Genomic DNA, 19,580 nt, shown 5'->3' with positions numbered 1-19,580 from the left:
GTTTGCTTCCCCTCTGGCGGTCCCTGTCTCTGTGCAGGCGAAAAGGCGGGCCACTCGTGAGAGTGACCCGCCTTTCCTGCTTGGACTCCTCAGCGGAGACTAGTCGCGCGCGGTGCGCCGCCGCTTCAGCAGGAAGAGCGCGCCGCCGGACAGGGTGACGAGGGCCGCAGCCGGAATCAGCCAGGTCGGCATCTCTCCTCCCGTCGTGGCGAGGCTTCCGCCGCTCTGCGGCGTAGGTGGCGCGGACTTGCCCGGCTGCGTCGTCGGCGTGTCTGGGGTCGTCGGCGGCTGGGCAGGAACTGCGGGCTCAGTCGCGGTGGGCGTGGGTGTCGGTGTCGCGGTCGGTTCAGGCGTCGGGGTCGGCGCAGGCGTTCCGGTGGGCGTGGGCTTCGGAGTCGGCGTTGGCATTGGCGTTGGCGTGGGCGTGGGCGTCGGTGTTGGTGTCGAGGTGGGCCCTGGCGTCGCGGTTGGCGTCGGCGTCGGCGTTGGTTCCGGTGTTGCGGTCGGCTCGGGCGTCGATGTCGGCGTAGCTGTGGGCTCGGGCGTCACGGTTGGCGTCGGCGTCGGTTCCGGCGTTGCGGTCGGCGTCGGCGTCGGTTCCGGTGTTGCGGTCGGCGTCGGCGTGTTCGTGACCGCGATCACTCCGCAGGCGTTCGACTTCGTGAGGTCGACCGAATACGGCCCGGATACAACCGATGTGTAACCGGCGACGGCTTCCTCTTCGATCGTGTACGTGACAGGCTCGCCCGGGGCGAGCTGCGTCGGCAGGTTCCGCCACACGTAGTGCTGAGTACCGGGCTCCAGAGTCACCGTCTGGTCCGCTAGGAGGGCACCGTCGAGGCCGACGGCGGGTGTGCCGTTCGCTAGGAGCTTGAATGTCGCGGCAGGCACGTCGAGCGGGCCCGCGGGCGGCGCCGCAGGGCAGGTTCCTGTTCCGGCGCTCACGCCGGCCTCGGACTTGCCCGCCCACTCCTTCTTGAGCATGAGAGAGGTCGTGGGCTGCTCGGCGAACTCGGTCTCGCCCCAACCTGAGGCGTTCACGAACTTGAACCAACCGCCGTCGACGACCTCGCCCTCGATCTCGGTGGAAGTGATGCTCGCGGAGTTCTTGATCTCGGCGTTCATCTTCGGGAGCACCGTGCGGTAAGAGAGCGCATACTGGGCCTTGTCGCTCGGCTTCACACCCTGCGACGCGAGGTAGTCGCTGATGCGCAGCTCGAGTGTCGTCGAACCGTCCGGGTCAGCGGCGAAGGTGAGGAACTCACTGTCGGCAAGGCCGGAGAACGCCTGCGTTGTGCCGCCGTCGCGGACGTTGAGCGTGAGGAAGTCCTTCAGGTACGGGCCAGCGAGCAGGCCGTCGAGCTCGGCCGCGGTGAGCGTCCGTCGTCCGTCGTCCGGGTCCTGCTTGATCTCGGGCGCGAAGCCACCGAGGTTCTGCAGCTTGTCTTTCAGGATGATGTTCTGGCCCAGGGCCGTGGGCTCGCCAGACTGCCAGTTGTTCAGCTCCACGAACCACTGCGCGAAGATCTGGCCGCTGTTCGCCGGCTGGATCCACGCGAAGTCGTACGCGAAGGAATCGAGCTTCAGCTTCTGCTGGAGGTTGACCGAGTCGCTGCTGTTCCCCGACCACTTGGTGATCATCATGGGGTTCTCGCCGGGAGCGGCTCCGAACTTGACGACGGGGAAGTACACCGTCTCGCCACCGATGATGACCTGGTTGTCGACGGGGGTGCCCTCATCTGGGATCTTCACGTAGGTGATGACGTACTCGAAGCCACCCGAGAGGCTGGCGGCACCGGCAGCGTCGTCGGTGAAGGTCACCGTGACCTTTCCGGTGCCGTTCGGGACAGCAGTGGCGATCTGGCCGAGCGCCACGCTTTCGGTCGATGCCACGGCGAAGCCGTCTGGCAGCGTCACATCGAACGAATCGCCCGGTTCGACGCCGGTTGGCATGTTGAAGCTGAAGCCCAGTTTGTAGGGCTGGTTCGGCGAAACCGTGTCGACGGCCTCGCCAGCTGCGTTGGTCAACGTGACGCCGCTTGTCGTCGGCTGCACGGTTGCTGCCGCCGCGCTCTGTGCTGCGAACGTCAGGCCTGCGACTGCGAGTGCTCCGACGAGCAGTGTCTTGAGAGCCGCCCCCGCGGTGTCTCGGAATGTGCGTTTCACTTCTCGTCTTTCCCCCGTCTGCTGGCCCCTTGGCGCAGCACGAAGAACCAGACTATAGCCCGGTCCAATCTGCCGACGGATTGAGATCATGTAAACAAGCATTCCCTGCCGCTGACTGCTCGTTCTGTCGATTGCAGACATCTCACCGTCGCTTGGGGGTGGTCTCCTCCGTGAACAGCGGGCAGTGGTGAACGCCACGGCCGCCGTCCACCGCTTCGCTAGAGTTGGCGTGCGCGACGACGCGCGTCCCACTCAGCCAAGGAGTATCGTGCCTGAACCAACCGCGGCATCTTCCCCTCGAGTCTTCTCGGACGATTTCGTCTGGGGCTCTGCGACCGCCTCCTACCAGATCGAAGGCGGTGCGGCAGAAGGCGGGAGGACCCCGTCGATCTGGGACACGTTCTCGCACACGCCTGGCAAGGTCGAGGGCGGCGACACCGGCGACGTGGCCATCGACCACTTCCACCGGTGGCGCGACGACGTCGAGACCATCAGGGAGATGGGACTGGATGCGTACCGCTTCTCGATCTCCTGGTCGCGAGTGCAGCCCGGCGGCTCCGGCGAGTTCAATGAGGAGGGCATCCGCTTCTACTCCGAGCTCCTTGACGCGCTCGTGGCGGCCGGTGTGAAGCCCGTGGCGACCCTCTACCACTGGGACCTGCCGCAGGAGCTCGAAGACGAGGGCGGATGGGCGAACCGCAACACCGCGTACGCCTTCGCGGAGTACGCGGCCCGCATGGCGGCCGAGTTCGGCGACCGCGTGCACACGTGGTCCACCCTCAACGAGCCGTTCTGCACGGCCTACCTCGGCTACGCCTCCGGTGTCCACGCACCTGGGCGCACCGAGCCAGCCGCGGCGCTCGCAGCCTGCCACCACCTCAACCTCGCGCACGGCCTCGCCACACGGGCCATTCGCGCGGCGGTCGGCGAAGACGCCGTGGTCTCGGTCACCCTGAACTTCCACGTCATCCGCCCGGACGACCCCGAGTCCGCCGCCGACCGAGACGCCGTCCGCCAGATCGACGCACTTGCGAACCGAGTGTTCCTCGGCCCCATGCTCTCGGGGCACTACGACGAGGACCTCATCCACGACACCCGCCACGTGACCGACTGGGCGTTCGTGCTGCCGGGCGACACCCAGCTCATCCACCAGCGCATCGACGTGCTCGGCGTGAACTACTACACTACGTTCCGCGTCAAGAAGTACCTGGGCACGGGGGAGCGCTCGCGCAACGACGGCCACGGAGAGTCCGCGGCGAGCCCCTGGGTGGGGGTCACCGACATCGACTTCGTCGACCAGGGGGCGCCGTACACGTCGATGGGGTGGAGCATCTTCCCTGACGGCCTCACCGAGCTCCTCATGTCGCTCAGTGAGCGCTACCCGGGGCAGGCGCTCATGGTCACCGAGAACGGCGCGGCCTTCCCCGACGTCGTCAGCGAGGACGGGCTCGTGCACGACCCGGAGCGTGTCGCCTACTACCGTGACCACATCGCCGCCATCGCGGACGCCATCGACGCCGGGGCGGACGTCCGCGGCTACTTCGCCTGGTCGCTGTTCGACAACTTCGAGTGGGCGTTCGGCTACAACATGCGCTTCGGCATCCTCCGCGTCGACTACGACACGCTCGAGCGCACCTGGAAGGACTCGGGGCGCTGGTACCAGCAGCTCATCGCCACGCGCACCCTCCCAGGGGCAGGTGCATGAGCCCGGTCGAACTCGTCATCTTCGACTGCGACGGGGTGCTCGTCGACAGTGAGGTGCTCGCGGTGCGGATCGAGCGGGAGATGCTCGCCGAGCTCGGCTGGCAGCTCACACAGGATGAGCACGTCGCCCGATTCCTCGGCACGTCGCAGGCGACCTTCGAGCGGAAGCTGCAGGAAGGGCTGGGGCGCCCCGTGCCGGAGGGGTGGTTCGCGCTGCAGCGCGAGACGCTCTTCCGTGCCTTCGATACCGAGCTGACGGCGGTCGACGGCCTGCCGGAGGCGCTTGCCGTCATCCAGGATGAGCTGGGGCTCGCGAGCTGCGTCGCCTCGAGCGGAGACCACGCGAAGCTCAGCAAGACGCTGGGGCACACCGGGCTTCACCCGCGCTTCGAGGGGCGCATCTACAGCGCCACCGAAGTCGAGAACGGGAAGCCGGCACCCGACCTGTTCCTCCACGCCGCCGACCGCATGGGCGTCGACCCCGCCACGTGCGTCGTCGTCGAGGACAGCGCGTACGGTGTGCAGGCAGCGGTGGCAGCCGGGATGCACGCCTACGGCTTCGCGGGCGGCCTCACGCCGCGAGCGTGGCTCGAAGATGCCGGTGCCCAGACGTTCGAGCGCATGGCCGAGCTCCCGGCGCTCATCCGGGACCGCCAGCAGCGCCCGTGAAGGGTGCTGGCTCCGCTTCGAGCCAGCATCCTGCATATCGCCGAGAACGCAGACGAGCCCACCCCGACAGATCGGGGTGGGCTCGTGTGGTTCGCGGGCTCCGCGAGACCGGAGTGCGGGCTACGCCGTGAGCGAGTCCACGTACTCCTGGTTCTCGGAGATCCACTGCTCGACGATCGGCGCGTAGTCGTCCGTCTCGTTCTCGTTGAACATCAGGTTCTCGAGCGAGTAGAGCTGCTCGGAGTCCATCTTGAAGTTCTGGATCCAAGCAGCCGCGGTCGGGTGCGTCTCCACGATGTCGGCCTTGCCGTACGAGTGGATGCCCTCGGCGTCGCCCAGGAGACCCTTCGGGTCCTCGAGGTCACGCACGGGGAACGCGTCGTAGGCCCAGTGCGGGCGCCACAGCGTGACGACGATGTTCTCGCCGTTGTTCGTCGCCGTCTGCAGCTCGGTGAGCATCGCAGCGGTGGACGAGGTCTGGTAGTTCATCCCCTCGAGGCCGTAGCCGGGAATGACGTCCTCCTGCGTGACGCGCGTGAGGCCAGCACCCGGCTCGATGCCGATGATGGTGTTGCCGAACTGGTCGGCCGAGCCGGCGAGCTCCTCCAGCGAGGTGATCGGGGAGTCCTCGTTGACCGCGATGGTCAGCGACGCCTCGTCGTTCCACGCGCCCAGGTCGACGATGTCGTCGCCGTACTCGGCGACGTAGTCGGAGTGCGTGACCGGCAGCCACGTGTCGAGGGTCAGGTCGTAGTCGCCCGTGGAGAGGCCGGAGTAGACCGGAGCCGGGTCCGCGTACTCGAGCTCGACGTCGTAGCCCTGCTCGGTGAGGATCGCCTTCCACAGCTCGGACGCGGCGATGCCCTCGTCCCAGCCGTTGAACACGGCGATCGTGATGTCCTTCTGGTCGCCGTTCTCGAGCGTCTCAGCGGCGGTGTCGCCGGAGCATGCGGTGAGGGCGAGCGCCGCGGCGGAAGCCGCCGCGATCCCGGTGATGATTCGTTTCTTGGTACGCATGCGCGTCCTTTCGTTTCTGGTTGGGGGAGTTGAGGTCTGTGGGTCAGGCAGTGCCGGCCGCGACCGGCGCCTGAGTCGGGGTGGAGCTCGTGTCGACCTGCTCGAGATCTCCGGCCGCCTCGCGCTTCTGGGTGCGCTTGGAGCGGAGGAACGACGGCACACGACGCTTCTGCCCGGCGAATGCGGCGGTCACCCGGTCGAGGAACATCGCGAGGATGACGACGGAGATGCCCGCCTCGAAGCCGAGGGCCACGTCGATCCGGTTGAGGCTCTGCACGACCTGCGCGCCGAGACCGCCAGCGCCGACCATTCCGGCGATGACGACCATCGACAGGGCGAGCATGATGACCTGGTTGACGCCGGCCATGATGGACGGCATCGCGAGCGGCAGCTGGATCTGACGCAGGATGCGGCCAGGGGTCGCGCCGAATGCGCGGCCGGCCTCGACCACTTCCTTGTCGACTCCGCGGATGCCCAGCTCGGTCATGCGCACGCCGGGTGCCATGGCGAAGATGATCGTCGCCACGATGCCGGGGACGACGCCAACGCGGAACAGGATGAGCGCGGGAATCAGGTACACGAAGGCTGGCATGGTCTGCATGAAGTCGAGCACCGGCTTGATGGCGCTCGATGCAGCATCCGACTTCGCAGCCCAGATGCCGAGCGGGATGCTGAAGAGGATCGCGAGCGCACTTGCGACGAGCACGAGCGCGAGCGTCGCCATGGCGTTCTCCCACTGGTTGACGCCGACGATGACGAGGAAGCCGAGCAGGCTGCCGACAGCGAGCTTCCAGCCCTTCGCGAAGTACGCGATCGCGACGACCAGGATGAGGATCGCCCAGAACGGCGGCGTCTCGAGTACCCAGTAGACGCCCTCGTACATGCCCTGGAAGAGCGAGCGGATGACGGTGAAGACGCCGGAGAGTGCGTTCGTCAGCCAGTCGACGACCGCCTCCGCCCCGTCACCGAGAGGAAGCCGGAACGTGGCCGGCAGGGTCGTGAGTGCGGTGGCCGCGATCATGCGTGGCTCCCTTCGAGAGTCTCTGCGATGTCCGCCGGGCTGACGCTCGTGACGGGGTCGATGATCGGGAGCAGGCCCGTGGTGCTCGGCACGTTGGCGAGCGAGGCGAGGATCGTGACGCGGGGAACCACACCGAGGAGGCGCTGGTTCTCGTCGACGACCGCGATCGGCAGGGTCGAGTCGACCGACAGCTCGAATAGGTCGGAGAGCGGCGTCTCGGGGGAGACCATCGCAATGTCGCGCTTGATGGCGCTCGCGAGGTCGGGCTGGCCGTCCTTCACGAGGCGCATGACGTGGCGGTCGATGACGGCGCCCTCGAGCTTGCGGCCCGTTGACGTGATGAACGCTCCGCCGGTCTGCGTGTCGCGCATGACGCGAAGCGCACCGCGTGGTCCCGCGCTCTGCGGGACGACGGCGCGCGCGGGTTCCATGACGCTGCCAGCCGTGAGCACACGAGCCCGGTCCACATCCTGGACGAACTGCGCGACGTAGTCGTTGGCCGGGTCCGTGAGGATCTCCTCCGGCGTCCCGATCTGCACGATCGCGCCGTCCCGCATGACTGCGATCCGGTCGCCGAGGAACATGGCCTCGTTGAGGTCGTGCGTGATGAAGATGATGGTCTTGCCGAGCTCGGCCTGCAGCTCGACGAGCTCTTCCTGCATTTCGCGACGGATGAGCGGGTCGAGGGCGCTGAACGCCTCGTCCATGAGCAGGATGTCGGTCTCGGCCGTCAGAGCGCGGGCGATGCCGACGCGCTGCTGCATTCCGCCGGACAGCTCGGACGGCAGCGAGTCGGCCCACTGCCCGAGGCTCACGCGCTCGAGCACCTTGCGGGCTCGCTCGTTCCGCTCTGCGCGGGGGACACCCTGGACCTCGAGGCCGAAGGCGGCGTTCTCGAGCACCGTGCGGTGCGGGAAGAGCGCGAAGTGCTGGAACACCATGGAGACGTGGTTCTGTCGCACGCTGCGGACCTCGGCGGCGTCGGCCGTCGCGAGGTCGGTGCCGTGGATCACGATGCTGCCGGCGGTGGGCTCCAGCAGGCCGTTGAGGGTCCGGATGAGGGTGGACTTGCCCGAGCCGGAGAGGCCCATGACGACGAAGATCTCGCCTTGCTTGACGTCGAAGGTGGCGTCGATGACTGCCGCGGTGACTCCAGCGCCGAGTTCAGATCTCGGCGTTCCGGAGCTCAGTCGCTTCGCGGCTTCCTTGGGCTTGCGCCCGAAGACCTTGGTGAGGCCTTTCACAGACACAGCTGTGTCGTTCACGCGTTCTCCCTGCGGTAGATGGATCGGACGCGAAAGCTCGCAGCACTTCTCGACGGTGCCTCGATGGGGGAGGTCGTCGCGGTGGCGGCGGAGTACCAGGCGGATCAGCGCCAGAATGTCGATTGGGCGCGGATGTCGCCCCAGGCGCGCGCTGCCGATCAAAATTGCCTAACTGAGGCAGCGGATAAAGCGCTCTGGGTTGGTCTTTCGCGGGGAATCGCGGCGCCGAACCGGTGTGGCGGCGATTGCTCCGAGAGTCAACGGTAGCAAGGTGGGTTCCCCGGGTATCGCCTGAGAGGCCTGATTTTCCGCCAAAGTCGGTGCATTCGCCGGGTGTCAACCTGGCGTCTCGCCTACGCTCATGCGGATCGCGGCGCGAACCGGGATAGTTACCGGAGCGTTACATCGTTGGGCCCATCTGGGCCAATCATCCGCCCAAGTTGGCCTGCGAGGATGGGTGGATGAGCGAACGAGCGCAGGATCCGCCCGTCACTGGCACCCCCGAACAAGCGCCCCCGCGCACCCGACTCCTGCACCTCGTCGCCGCCCTGCTGGTGGTCTGCAGCGCAACCGTCCTCTTCGCCCTGGAGAACGACCTCGGCTACCTTCCGCTCGCCGCAGGGGTGGCCCTCGGGTTCGTCGCGGACCGGAGCCTCGGGCGCGATCTGCTGCTCGTCGGAATCGGCATGGGCATCATCAGCCTCCACTCGATGAAGGCCGACATCTCGTGGGGCAACATCTTCGTCATGGGCACCGTGCTGTCGCTCGCCGTCGCCGTCCCCTACGCGATCTCGAGGTGGGTCTACAAGGACCACGCTGTGCGGTTCCCGCTGCGTCGAGGGACTCCGTGGTCGCGACCAGAGAAGATCTGGCTCTGCCTCGTGCTGGTCCTGGGCTGGCTCATCCTGCCGTTCTACTTCATCACCTCCGGCGTGTACCAGAACTGGCCAGCCGTCACGACGGCATCCGAGATCGGGCGGCTCTTCGTCGGCGTCGGGTTCGTCGGCATCTGGGACGAGCTCTTCTTCATCTGCACGGTCTTCACGCTCCTGCTCCGCCACTTCCCGTTCTGGGTCGCCAACGCGCTGCAGTCGATCGTGTTCGTGTCGTTCCTGTGGGAGCTCGGCTACCAGTCATGGGGTCCGCTCCTGACGCTGCCGTTCGCGCTCATCCAGGGCTGGATCTTCACGAAGACGAAGTCGCTCACGTACGTCATCTGCGTGCACCTGCTCTTCGACCTCGTCGTGTTCCTCGTGATCGTCCACGCCCATCACCCCGCCTGGCTCCCGATCTTCCTGTACTAGCTCCCGCCCCTCTCGTACATCGCTGCCCGGCGTTTCGCCCTCTGCGGGTGCGCGGTGGACGGCTCCACCGACTCCCGAGGCGGCGGGGTTGTGGAGAGACGCTCGTCCACAGTCGGAGACGCAGCTGACGGTCGGAGCGCCGTGCGCTTCTATCTTCTCGGCATGCCGTTGCCTTGCCCGTTGTCCGTTGCCCGATGACCTCACGAGGGATGAGGGGGTCTCCGTATCAGCCGCGATGGCGCTCACTGTGCCGAGGAAACGGCTCGAAGCCAGCGACCTCGTCGCCACGCACCACGGCGTCCGGGTATCGGCTCGGACCCTCGCGCCACGTGACCTCGATCTGAGCTTCGTTCGAGCGCGCCTCGGGCCCGGCCAAGTGCTTGCCGAAGCCTCGGGTGCTCGTTGCTGGGGGCTTCCGCTGCCCTGGAAGCTGATTCGCGGATATCGCCTGGACCCAAAGCGGTTCGTGCTGGCAGGCCCGTCGGGCATCCCGACCCTCGCGCCCGCGACCCTCCTGGCGCAGCTTGCCGCGCGCCTCACCCTCACACAGGCGGTGGTGTTCGCGGATGCACTCCGCACGTCGTTCGAGCACTACCCGGGTCGAACCCAGATCGTCCCGGTGCACACGCTCGAGGAGCTCACCATGACCGCGCGACAGTGGAAGGGTCGCCCGGGGGCGGCGACTCTCCGCTCCGCGCTCGAGCTTTCGAGGTCGGGATCGGAGTCCCCGAAGGAGACGCAGCTCAGGCTGCTCATCATCGGCGGCGGGTTCTCCGAGCCGGTCATGCAGCACAGGCTCGTCGTGCCCGGACACGGGAAAGCTCGCCTCGATCTCGCCGACGTGCGCGAGAAGATCGCCATCGAGTTCGAGGGTGAGGGGCACTTCACGGACGCGGCCTCAGCGCGAAGGGATCTGACGCGCACGGAGGCACTGCAGCGAGCCGGATGGCGCGTCGTCAGAGTGACCGAAGGCGACCTGAAGTCGCCTCGGCGCCTGTTCGAGAGCATCCGCCTCGCCCTCGCGGAGCGAGGTCTTCGCCCGTGATCGCTGCCAGCCGAATCCCCCTCTGGAGGACGCACCGGAGGGGGAAACGCCGGGCAGTGATCGGCGGGGCCGGGGCGCGGGCCGCTGAGAGAACGACGACGCCGCCTGCAGGAGCAGACGGCGTCGGCGTTCGTGGATGCGAGGCTCGCGTCAGTCGAGACCGGCGTCGAGCACTGCGTGGTCGACGGAGATCGTCGGGATCGAGGCTGTGATGACGGACCCGTCCTCGCGGATCGAGCCCTCGATGTCGCTCAGCGTCGGGTAACCGGCGAGCTCCTCAACGGCACCCAGCTTGACGGTCGTCGGTTCACCCGGGGCGACCGCGACGCGGCGTCCGCGCACGAACACCTCGGCGCCCGAGCCGGTCTCCGCCGTGAACGTCATGGAGTCCTGCTCGAGATCGACGCGGATGCGCGAATCCCGCAGGGTGATGCGGAACTCGAGGTGCGGCCAGTCGGCGGGGAGGCGCGGGTCGAAGGTGATCTTGCCCCCGTGGTCGCGCATGCCGCCGAAGCCGTAGACGAGCGCGCTCCAGATGCCGCCCGTTGACGCGATGTGGATGCCGTCGCTCGTGTTGTGGTGCAGGTTCGCGATGTCGACGAACAGCGCCGTCGAGAAGTAGTGCTCGGCGAGGTCCGCGTACCCGACCTCGGCCGCGATGATCGACTGGACGACCGCGGAGAGCGACGAGTCTCCCGTGGTGAGGGCGTCGTAGTACTCGAAGTCCTTGCGCTTCTGCTCCGGCGTGAACTCGTTGCCCTGCAGGAGCAGCGCCAGCACCACGTCGGCCTGCTTGAGGACCTGGAAGCGGTAGATGACGAGCGGGTGGAAGTGCAGCAGCAGCGGGCGCTGCGATGAGGGCGTGTTCTCGAGGTCCCACAGCTCCTTCTCAAGGAACTGCGCGTCCTGCGGGTGGATGCCGAGCTTCTCGTCGAAGGGGAGGAACATCGCCTCGGCGGCGGCAGCCCACTCGACGAGCTCCTCCTCTGCAAGGTGGAGGCGCATCGTGAGGCGCTCGAACGAGGCGGGGTCCGTCTCGCGGAGGCGCTCGCACGCGTCGTACGCCGCTCGCAGGTTCGCCTTGGCCATGACGTTCGTGTACAGGTTGTCGTTGACGACGGTCGTGTACTCGTCTGGGCCGGTGACGCCGTGGATGTGGAAGTGGTCGTCGCCTCCCGTGCGCCAGAAGCCGAGGTCGGCCCAGAGCCGCGCGGTCTCGACGAGGATGTCGATGGCACCCTGCGCGAGCAGCTCGTCGTCACCGGTGGCCGCCACGTACTGCACGAGCGCGTGGGAGATGTCCGCGTCGATGTGGTACTGCGCCGTGCCTGCGGCGTAGTAGGCGGAGGACTCCTGGCCGTTGATGGTGCGCCATGGGAAGAGGGCGCCCTTCTGGTTCATCTCGTGCGCGCGCTGGCGTGCCGCGTCGAGCATCTGGTGACGGAAGCGGAGCGCGTTGCGGGCGACGTTCGGCGCCGTGTAGCTCAGGAACGGGAGGACGTAGACCTCGGTGTCCCAGAAGTAGTGCCCGCCGTATCCGGAGCCCGAGACGCCCTTCGCTGCGACACCGCCGCCGTCGGTGCGGGCCGTTGCCTGGGCGAGCTGGAACAGGTTCCAGCGCGTCGCCTGCTGGTACACGGGGTGGCCGTGGATGACGATGTCGCTGCGGTCCCAGAAGTCGTCGAGCCATTCGCGCTGCCAGCGGTACACGTCCTCGACGGGCACTTCGCGCATGCGGTCGAGGGTGCGGTCGGCGCGGTCCGCGAGTTCGCGGGTGGGGACGCTCTTGGACGTGTGGTAGGCCACGTGCTTGATGATGCGCACGGGGACACCGGGCTCGGCGCGAACGCGGAAGGCGGTCTCGGCGAAGTCGGCGTCGACGCGCGTGGTGGCGTCCCACTCGTTGTCGGTGATGATGTCGTGGTCGGCCGCGACGGCGATCGTCATGCCCGAATGGGTGGTGCGGTAGGCGAGCATCGAGCGCAGGCCCTCTTCGCGCGCGATGCGGGACTGGAGCACCCGGTCGGTGAACGACTCCGCCTTACGCGGGTCGAAGGCGACCTCGGTCTCCTTCTTGCCGCGCTGGAACTCGTCGCCGCCGTCCTGGCGGTTGATGATCTGGCTCGAGAGGAGGATGGATGCGCCGCGGTCGACCATCTCGACCTCGTAGTCGAGGAGGACGTAGTGGCGGTCCGTGAAGGAGACGAGGCGGTGCGAGCGGATGCGCACGTGCTTGCCGGAGGGCGTGCGCCAGTCGAGCTCGCGCGTCAGGATGCCGTCCTTGAAGCTGAGGACGCGCGCGTAGGAGAGCAGGTCTGCCTCGCTGATGACGAGGGGCTCGTCGTCGACGAAGAGGCGGATGATCTTCGCGTCCGGCACGTTGACGATCGTCTGGCCGACCTGGGCGAACCCGAACGCGTCCTCCGCGTGGCGGATGGGCCACGTCTCGTGGAAGCCGTTGATGAAGGTTCCGTACATGTAGCCGTCGCGGCTCTCCTCGAGGTTGCCGCGGAGGCCGAGGTAGCCGTTGCCGGTCGCGAAGAGCGTCTCGACGAGGCCCTGCGAGTTGGCGTCGAATTCGTGCTCGACCAGCGCCCACTCGTCGAGCGGGAACCGGTGGCGGTCCAGGGGATCTTCCGTGGAGAGGTTCATGCGTGATCTTCCTTGAGGTCTGAGTGCGGGAACACCGGCACGAGTTCGGCGAGGTCGTCGACGACGGTGTCCGCGCCTGAGGACATGAGCTCTTCGTGGCTCGCTTCTCGGGAGACGCCGATGACGAGGCCGAAGTCGCCGTCGCGGCCGGCTTGGACGCCGGAGTGGGCGTCTTCGACGACCACGCATTCGGCGGCGGTGAGTCCGAGGAGCTGCGCTGCGTACAGGTAGGTGTCTGGGGCCGGCTTGCCGGCGATGCCGTTCTCGGCGGCGACGAGGCCGTCGACGACGGTCTCGAAGCGGTCGAGCAGCCCGGCCGCGGTGAGCACGGGGACGGCGTTGCGGGAGCTGGAGACGACGGCGACGCGGAGGCCGTGCCGGACGGCGGCGTCGAGGAACTCGAGCGACCCCGGGTAGGCCTGCACGCCGGTCTCGGCGAGTTCCGCGTTGAAGGTGTCGTTCTTGCGGTTTCCGAGGCCGCAGACGGTCTCGAGCTCCGGGGAGTCCTCGGGCGTGCCGTCCTCGAGCGTGATGCCGCGGGAGGCGAGGAACGAGCGGACTCCGTCGTAGCGGGGCTTGCCGTCGACGTAGCGGAGGTAGTCGTCGTCGGTGTAGGCGGGACCGGCGCCCTTGGCTGCGAGGTAGTCGGTGAAGAGCCGCGCCCATGCGCGCATGTGCACCTCGGCGGTTGGCGTTATGACGCCGTCGAGGTCGAAGAGTATGGCCTTTGAACTGGTGAGCTGTGTCACGTCTCGGAGACGAGGAGCGATCATTGCATCCAACCTTGCATCGTTGGGTGGCGCCGTGACGCCGTTCTATGGTGCACGGCGGAATTCCCCGGTGCGCTCCGCCCTCGATACGCACCGCAGAGCCCCACCGCGATGTTCAATATCGTAGGGGTTCCCGGGTATTCGGTGCGCCGATATTCGGACGATCCGATCAGCCGGTTTCGTGGATGTGGCTGCGCTCGGCCTGCCGGCTGAAGAGCGAGAGGATCTCGAGCGTCGTGTCGCCGTCGTTGGTCATGGAGTGGGGGCGCGTCGTGTCGAATTCCGCGGCTTCGCCTGGTTCGAGGATCGTGACGTCGTCGTCGAGCTGCAGGCGCAGTCTTCCGGCGAGGACGTAGCACCATTCGGTGCCTTCGTGCACGCGCAGGGTGACCGGCTTGTCTCGTTCTGAGGGCTTCTGCGGCGCGACGAGCACCTTGAAGGCCTGCATGCCGTCCGTGGCGCGGGAGAGCGCGAGGTAGACGCGATCGCCGCGCTTCACGGGCTTGGGGTGGATGCGCGGGTCGCCGGTCGAGGGTGCGCCCACGAGGTCGTCGAGCGGCACGCGGTAGCAGCGCGCGAGCGGCAGGAGCACGTCGAGGGAGGGGCGTCTGCCGCCTGATTCGAGCCGCGAGAGGGTGCTGACGCTGAGGCTCGTCTCCTCGGCGACTTCGCTGAGCGTCATGCCGCGGGCCTGTCTGATCTCTCGGAGTCGGGGCGCGACGCGGCTGAGCGCCTCGGTGATTCCGGTGGTCGGGTCGTCAAGGCTGTCTGGATCGCTTGTCGCTGCATCCGTCGTCGCTGCATCCGTCATGTTGCGAAACTAGCAAACTCGGTTGCGAAACACGAGAGTCCCGCCGGAGACTCGACCCATGACACAACTGGATGCGCCGCAGCACGCGGCAGAGAACGAGAACCTGCTCTGGGACACGATCGTGATCGGTGCCGGCCCCGCCGGTCTGAGCACTGCGCTCATGCTCACGCGGGGGCGCAGGCGGGTGCTCGTGCTGGACCACGGCGTTCCCCGCAATCGATTCACCGACCACATGCACGGCGTCCTCGGCCACGAGGGTCTCGCGCCCGGTGAGCTGCGGCGGTTGGGTCGCGCCGAGGTCGAAGCCCACGAGGGTGTCTTCGCCGAGGCTGAAGTGGCGAGCGTCACCTCTGTCGCCGGCGAGGATGGCGCACGCGTGCAGGTGATGACCAAGGATGGACGGGGCTTCCGGGCACGAGCGGTCGTCGTGGCGACGGGCCTCCGTGACGAGCTGCCCAACGTGCCGGGACTCCGCGCCCTCTGGGGGCGAGGCGTCTACGCCTGCCCCTTCTGCGACGGCTACGAGCACCGCGATCGACCCATCGCCGTTCTTGCCAACGGCGAGCACTCGGATCTGAAGGCGCACATGCTTCGGCAGTGGAGCGGCGACCTCGTGCTCCTCGTGAACGGCTCCTTCGCGCTCGGTGAGGCGGAGGCGCGCTCACTCGTCGCCCGCGGAGTGAGGATCGAGCGCTCCGGGGTCGACGAGGTGCTCGCAGGTGTCGACGGACGGCTTCGCGGAGTCCGTCTCGCTGACGGCAGAGAGCTCGAGCTCGAGGCGATCTTCACGAACCCGAGCTTCGTGCCGCTGACCGGGATGCTCGACGGTGTGGATGTCCGCGGCCCAGAGCATCCCGAGTCCAGGGTCTGGGTCGTCGGCAACGCGGGGGACCCTCGCGCCAACGTGCCGGTCTCGATTGGCCAGGGTGCAGCGGCCGGCGGTGACATCGCCCTCGCGCTGCTCATGGACGAGATCGCAGGAGCAGGCAGGGTCTAGGCCGTCTCGGGCACCTCGCTCGTGTGAGCTCGCGACGTCCCCCGGTGGTGGTCGCGGACCGCCTGCTCGATCACGCTGCTCGGCGCCCCGATCTCGAGGAGGGAGAGGAGGTGGTCGTGCTCGGCGATCGTGGCGGGCGTGATGCGGATGTCGGATTCCGGCGCCGAGGATCTCAGGCGGTCGAGGTGTCGCCAGGTTCGCTCGACGAGGTCCACGAGATACGTGTTCGGGCTCCGTCGGAAGAGGAGGTGGTGGAATCTCGAATGCAGCCACGTCGGGTCGTCGGGATCGACGAGCATCCGACCCATCTCGGCGTTCGCGCTGCGGGCCTCGCTGAGCACGTCCTCCGTGAGGTGACGGGCGGCGCTCGCGGTCGCGTAGCCGTCGAGGATGGCAAGTGATTCCAGAGCCTGCCAGTAGCGCTCCGGCTCGAGTCCGGTCACGTGCGCGCCGACGTAGCGCTCGTAGGTGACTGCGCCTTCCGCCTCCAGCATTCGGAGAGCCTCGCGCACAGGGAGCGTGCTGACGCCGATCTTGCCTGCGATCGCGCCGAGGACAAGTCGGTGGCCCGGGGCGAAGGTGCCGTCCGAGATCCGCTGCTCGATGAACTCGTAGGCCAATTGGGTCTTGCCGGAGGGGCTCGGGTCAAGGGTCTCCGCCACGCCTGTCATGCTCGGCCTCTCGGTGTCTTGGGTGGGCTATTCGGGTGGGGGATACGGGCGACGATATACGGTTTCGCGTGCATCTGCTGGCCACCGACAAGTGAACCGCGAAACGTGATCATTCTGCGCGGGGAGGGGTGCCTGAGTTGACGCGCCATGGCATTTTTGGCACGATCATCGAACTTCATTCGATTGCATGGAACGCCGCCCCTGGCCCCGCGTTGCCCGTCGTTGCACTCGACCACAAGCTGCGCCGCCTCGGGGATGCCGTGTTCCCCCGGGGCGGCGCTTTTTCTTGCGACTAGAGTTCATGTAAACGCATTGAAATGGATGGAGCTGCCATGACCAGCACGATCGAGTTCGGCCTCAACACCTTCGGAGACGCGACCAACGACCTCGACGGCACCCCGCGCTCGCACGCGCAGGTCATCCGCGACGTCGTCGAGGAAGGCGTCCTGGCTGAACACGTCGGCATCGACGCCTTCGCCGTCGGCGAGCACCACCGAGACGACTTCGCGATCTCCACGCCGGAGACCGTGCTCGCCGCGATCGCGGCCCGCACCGAGCGCATCCGTCTTGGCAGCGCGGTCACGGTCCTCAGCTCCGATGACCCCGTGCGGGTCTTCCAGCGGTTCTCCACCGTCGACGCCATCTCGAGCGGGCGTGCAGAGGTCATGCTCGGGCGGGGCTCGTTCACCGAGTCGTTCCCGCTCTTCGGGCTGAACCTCCAGGACTACGAGGTGCTCTTCGACGAGAAGCTCGACCTCTTCATGAAGATCGCGGCGGGTGGGCCCGTCAGCTGGAGCGGAACCGTCCGGGGTGCGCTCAACGACGTCACCGTGCATCCGCAGCTCGAGGAGGGCCGCCTGCGCACGTGGGCCGCCGTCGGGGGCACGCCCCAGTCCGTCGTGCGGGCCGCTCAGTACTCGATGCCGCTCATGCTCGCGATCATCGGCGGCGAATCAGCGCGCTTCGCGCCGTTCGCGAAGCTCTACCGGCAGGCCAACGAGCAGTTCGGCCACCCGAACGGCCCGATCGGCGCGCACTCGCCTGGCCACATCGCGGACACCGACGAGCAGGCGCGTGAAGAGCACTGGCTGAACTACCGCACCATGATGATGCGCATCGGCAAGGAGCGCGGCTGGTCGCCCATGCAGTACGCGCAGTACGAGCAGGAAGCCGGCGAGCGCGGGGCGCTCTACGTCGGCTCGCCAGAGACCGTCGCGCGCAAGATCGCCGCCACGGTCAAGGTGCTCGGCCTGCAGCGCTTCGACCTCAAGTACAGCGCAGGCACGCTGCCTCACGAGCACAGCATGAGGGCGATCGAGCTGTACGGCACGAAGGTCATCCCGATGGTCAGGGACCTGCTGGCCTGATTGTGCGGATGCACTACCTCGGCTCCCCGGGCTGGGCGAAATGCTCGTGAAGCGCCCAGCCCGCCCGAGTAGCGTTGGAGCATCCATCGCCACCGCGCCCGAGACTCGGGGCCCGGGAAGCGCGAGCTCGCCAACAATCGAGGAGTTTGCACAATGACGTACCCCAACGAAGCGGAACTGCTTGCGAAGGTCCCCGGCCAGCTGTTCATCGGCGGCGAGTGGGTCGACGGCGCGGATGAGCCGTTCGCGGTCAACGACCCGTCGACGGGCAAGCCGCTCAAGCACATCGCCAACGCGAACCCAGAGCAGGGCATCCAGGCGCTCGACGCCGCCGTCGCCGCGCAGGAGGACTTCGCCCGGATGGCACCGCGCGAGCGCGGGGAGATACTCCGACGCGCGTTCGACATCCTGCAGGAGCGCCGCGACGAGATGGCGCTCATCATGACCCTCGAGATGGGCAAGCCCCTTGCTGAGGCGCAGGGCGAGGTCACCTACGGCGGCGAATTCCTGCGCTGGTTCAGCGAGGAGGCCGTCCGCGTGCACGGCCGCTACGGCACGCAGCCAGAGGGAACGGGACGCATGATCGTCTCGAAGCACCCCGTCGGTCCCGCGTTCCTCATTACGCCGTGGAACTTCCCCCTCGCCATGGCGACTCGCAAGATCGCGCCCGCGATCGCCGCAGGCTGCACCTCGGTCGTGAAGCCGGCGTCGCTCACGCCGCTCACGACCCTCTACTTCGTGAAGATCCTCGAAGAGGCTGGCCTGCCCAAGGGCGTCGTCAACGTCATCACGACCCGCAGCACCGCCGCGGTCTCCTCCCCGATCATCGCCGACTCGCGCCTGCGCAAGATCTCGTTCACCGGGTCGACCGGCGTCGGCCAGGGCCTCATGAAGGAGGCCACGAAGAACGTGCTCCGCACATCCATGGAGCTCGGCGGAAACGCCCCGTTCGTCGTGTTCGAGGACGCTGACCTCGACAAGGCCGTCGAGGGTGTCATCGCGGCGAAGTTCCGCAACATCGGACAGGCCTGCACGGCTGCGAACCGCATCCTCGTGCACACGGATGTCGCGGACGAGTTCGCGCGTCGGGTCACCGAGAAGGTCGCCGCGTTCAAGATCGGCCGCGGCACCGAAGACGGCGTCATCATCGGCCCACTGGTCGAGGACAAGGCCGTCGACAAGGTCGCCTCGCTGGTCGACTCCGCAGTGGCGGCGGGGGCTGAGCTCCTGCACGGAGGCAAGCGCGTGGAGGGCGACGGCTCCTTCTACGAGCCGACCGTGCTCAACCGCACCCCATCGTCGAGCGACATCTTCCGCGAGGAGATCTTCGGACCGGTGCTCTCCATCACGACGTTCGCCGACGAGGAGGAGGCGATCCGCCTCGCCAACGACACCGAGTACGGCCTCGTCTCGTACGTCTTCACGGAGGACCTCAAGCGCGGCCAGCGCCTCATCGACCGCATCGAGACGGGCATGATGGGCCTCAACATCGGCGTGCTCTCCAACGCGGCGGCGCCGTTCGGCGGCGTGAAGATGTCCGGCATCGGCCGCGAAGGCGGTTTCGAGGGCATCGAGGAGTACCTGTACACGAAGTACACGCTCACGCCGAACCCCTACGCGTAAGCGCACACAGCACACAGCACCCAGCACGCAGATCCCGTCGCCAGCCCAGAGCTGGCGGCGGGATCTTCGTCTGCGCTCTGCGCTCTGCCGTCTGCCCTCCGCCCTCCGCCGTCTGCCTCCGCCCCGCCCCGCCCCGCCCCGCCCCCGGCGCAGAGTTGTGGGCTAGTGCGGTCGGCAGCCGGTCTGGTCGCACTTGGCCACAACTTTTCTCCTGGTTTCGACGTCCCCCCTCCGCGACGTTCGCGCCACCTCTTGCGACGCCTCGCCCCCGTTCGCGCTGCTCCTCGCGACGCCCCGCCCCTGCCCCTGCCCCCGCCGCAGAGTTGTGGGTTAGTGCGGTAGGCAGCCGGTCTGGCTGCACCTGGCCACAACCTTTCTCCTGGTTTCGACGTCCCCCTCCGCGACGTTCGCGCCACCTCTTGCGACGCCTCGCCCCCGTTCGCGCTGCTCCTCGCGACGCCCCGCCCCTGCCCCTGCCCCCGGCGCAGAGTTGTGGGT

15 protein-coding genes are annotated in these 19,580 nt (G+C 67.6%); 7 read left to right on the top strand and 8 right to left on the bottom strand.

The window, feature by feature from the left end:
- Window positions 1–99 precede the first annotated feature (99 nt).
- The gene (locus ITJ61_RS08335) at window positions 100–2,166 is read right to left on the bottom strand and encodes a Cna B-type domain-containing protein (protein ID WP_194685941.1); all 2,067 of its coding nucleotides are present in this window, start codon (window positions 2,164–2,166) and stop codon (window positions 100–102) included.
- A 268-nt stretch (window positions 2,167–2,434) separates the two neighbouring features.
- Between ITJ61_RS08335 and ITJ61_RS08330 the strand changes: the two genes are divergently transcribed.
- Both ITJ61_RS08330 and ITJ61_RS08325 read left to right on the top strand, forming a co-directional pair.
- On the top strand, window positions 2,435–3,871 hold the full coding sequence (locus ITJ61_RS08330; RefSeq protein ID WP_104242846.1) for a GH1 family beta-glucosidase: 1,437 nt from the start codon (window positions 2,435–2,437) through the stop codon (window positions 3,869–3,871).
- Window positions 3,868–4,539 carry an HAD family hydrolase gene (locus tag ITJ61_RS08325; protein ID WP_104242844.1) on the top strand — a complete coding sequence of 224 codons (672 nt, stop codon included), beginning with the start codon at window positions 3,868–3,870 and terminating at the stop codon, window positions 4,537–4,539. Before ITJ61_RS08330 ends, ITJ61_RS08325 begins: the two co-directional genes overlap by 4 nt.
- Window positions 4,540–4,659: 120 nt before the next feature.
- Here the strand turns inward: ITJ61_RS08325 and ITJ61_RS08320 are convergent, their stop codons facing one another.
- The 3 genes from ITJ61_RS08320 to ITJ61_RS08310 are packed head-to-tail and all read right to left on the bottom strand — an operon-like array spanning window position 4,660 to window position 7,842.
- On the bottom strand, window positions 4,660–5,556 hold the full coding sequence (locus ITJ61_RS08320) for a glycine betaine ABC transporter substrate-binding protein (protein WP_104242842.1): 897 nt from the start codon (window positions 5,554–5,556) through the stop codon (window positions 4,660–4,662).
- A gap of 43 nt (window positions 5,557–5,599) precedes the next feature.
- Window positions 5,600–6,577, bottom strand: coding sequence for an ABC transporter permease (locus tag ITJ61_RS08315; RefSeq protein ID WP_104242840.1), 978 nt, complete (start codon window positions 6,575–6,577; stop codon window positions 5,600–5,602).
- Complete coding sequence (locus tag ITJ61_RS08310; protein WP_104299607.1) at window positions 6,574–7,842, bottom strand: quaternary amine ABC transporter ATP-binding protein; 1,269 nt, start codon at window positions 7,840–7,842, stop codon at window positions 6,574–6,576. Before ITJ61_RS08310 ends, ITJ61_RS08315 begins: the two co-directional genes overlap by 4 nt.
- A gap of 461 nt (window positions 7,843–8,303) precedes the next feature.
- Between ITJ61_RS08310 and ITJ61_RS08305 the strand changes: the two genes are divergently transcribed.
- Together ITJ61_RS08305 and ITJ61_RS20265 are read left to right on the top strand one after the other, a co-directional pair.
- Window positions 8,304–9,146: a CPBP family intramembrane glutamic endopeptidase gene (locus ITJ61_RS08305; RefSeq protein ID WP_104242837.1), complete on the top strand. Its 843-nt coding sequence runs from the start codon at window positions 8,304–8,306 to the stop codon at window positions 9,144–9,146.
- A gap of 247 nt (window positions 9,147–9,393) precedes the next feature.
- Entirely contained in the window at window positions 9,394–10,191 is a 798-nt protein-coding gene (locus ITJ61_RS20265; RefSeq protein WP_194685940.1) for an endonuclease domain-containing protein, read from the top strand.
- A 150-nt stretch (window positions 10,192–10,341) separates the two neighbouring features.
- Here ITJ61_RS20265 and ITJ61_RS08295 read toward each other — a convergent pair whose 3' ends face one another.
- From ITJ61_RS08295 to ITJ61_RS08285, 3 genes are all read right to left on the bottom strand, one after another.
- Window positions 10,342–12,843, bottom strand: coding sequence for a glycoside hydrolase family 65 protein (locus ITJ61_RS08295; protein WP_104242834.1), 2,502 nt, complete (start codon window positions 12,841–12,843; stop codon window positions 10,342–10,344).
- A complete protein-coding gene (locus tag ITJ61_RS08290) occupies window positions 12,840–13,616 on the bottom strand; it encodes an HAD family hydrolase (RefSeq protein WP_104242832.1) in 777 nt (258 codons plus the stop codon). The genes ITJ61_RS08295 and ITJ61_RS08290 overlap by 4 nt, the downstream gene beginning before the upstream one ends.
- 166 nt (window positions 13,617–13,782) lie before the next feature.
- The gene (locus tag ITJ61_RS08285; protein WP_104242830.1) at window positions 13,783–14,424 is read right to left on the bottom strand and encodes a helix-turn-helix domain-containing protein; all 642 of its coding nucleotides are present in this window, start codon (window positions 14,422–14,424) and stop codon (window positions 13,783–13,785) included.
- Window positions 14,425–14,482: 58 nt separating this feature from the next.
- Between ITJ61_RS08285 and ITJ61_RS08280 the strand changes: the two genes are divergently transcribed.
- Window positions 14,483–15,421 carry an NAD(P)/FAD-dependent oxidoreductase gene (locus tag ITJ61_RS08280; protein WP_194685939.1) on the top strand — a complete coding sequence of 313 codons (939 nt, stop codon included), beginning with the start codon at window positions 14,483–14,485 and terminating at the stop codon, window positions 15,419–15,421.
- On the opposite strand, the gene ITJ61_RS08275 is transcribed toward ITJ61_RS08280, so the two are convergent.
- Complete coding sequence (locus ITJ61_RS08275; RefSeq protein ID WP_181059744.1) at window positions 15,418–16,083, bottom strand: GntR family transcriptional regulator; 666 nt, start codon at window positions 16,081–16,083, stop codon at window positions 15,418–15,420. The two genes, ITJ61_RS08280 and ITJ61_RS08275, sit on opposite strands and share 4 nt — an antisense overlap.
- 341 nt (window positions 16,084–16,424) lie before the next feature.
- Here ITJ61_RS08275 and ITJ61_RS08270 point away from each other — a divergent pair, with 341 nt between their 5' ends.
- Both ITJ61_RS08270 and ITJ61_RS08265 read left to right on the top strand, forming a co-directional pair.
- Window positions 16,425–17,459, top strand: a complete 1,035-nt coding sequence (locus tag ITJ61_RS08270; RefSeq protein WP_194685938.1) for an LLM class flavin-dependent oxidoreductase — start codon at window positions 16,425–16,427, stop codon at window positions 17,457–17,459.
- 153 nt (window positions 17,460–17,612) lie between these two features.
- Window positions 17,613–19,082, top strand: a complete 1,470-nt coding sequence (locus ITJ61_RS08265; RefSeq protein WP_104242822.1) for an NAD-dependent succinate-semialdehyde dehydrogenase — start codon at window positions 17,613–17,615, stop codon at window positions 19,080–19,082.
- Window positions 19,083–19,580: the final 498 nt, after the last annotated feature.

The sequence above is a fragment of the Pseudoclavibacter sp. VKM Ac-2888 genome, from assembly GCF_015351285.1.
In the GTDB taxonomy this organism is placed as follows: Bacteria; Actinomycetota; Actinomycetes; order Actinomycetales; family Microbacteriaceae; genus Pseudoclavibacter.
Note: the sequence above shows the minus strand (reverse complement) of the source record. Positions and strands in the feature narration are given on the sequence as shown.

Coding starts and splice junctions, on each gene's coding strand:
- ITJ61_RS08325 (WP_104242844.1), top strand. CDS start 3,868: ATGAGCCCGGTCGAACTCGTCATCTTCGACTGCGACGGGGTGCTCGTC.
- ITJ61_RS08320 (WP_104242842.1), bottom strand. CDS start 5,556: ATGCGTACCAAGAAACGAATCATCACCGGGATCGCGGCGGCTTCCGCC.
- ITJ61_RS08315 (WP_104242840.1), bottom strand. CDS start 6,577: ATGATCGCGGCCACCGCACTCACGACCCTGCCGGCCACGTTCCGGCTT.
- ITJ61_RS08305 (WP_104242837.1), top strand. CDS start 8,304: ATGAGCGAACGAGCGCAGGATCCGCCCGTCACTGGCACCCCCGAACAA.
- ITJ61_RS08295 (WP_104242834.1), bottom strand. CDS start 12,843: ATGAACCTCTCCACGGAAGATCCCCTGGACCGCCACCGGTTCCCGCTC.
- ITJ61_RS08290 (WP_104242832.1), bottom strand. CDS start 13,616: ATGATCGCTCCTCGTCTCCGAGACGTGACACAGCTCACCAGTTCAAAG.
- ITJ61_RS08285 (WP_104242830.1), bottom strand. CDS start 14,424: ATGACGGATGCAGCGACGACGGATGCAGCGACAAGCGATCCAGACAGC.
- ITJ61_RS08280 (WP_194685939.1), top strand. CDS start 14,483: ATGACACAACTGGATGCGCCGCAGCACGCGGCAGAGAACGAGAACCTG.
- ITJ61_RS08270 (WP_194685938.1), top strand. CDS start 16,425: ATGACCAGCACGATCGAGTTCGGCCTCAACACCTTCGGAGACGCGACC.
- ITJ61_RS08265 (WP_104242822.1), top strand. CDS start 17,613: ATGACGTACCCCAACGAAGCGGAACTGCTTGCGAAGGTCCCCGGCCAG.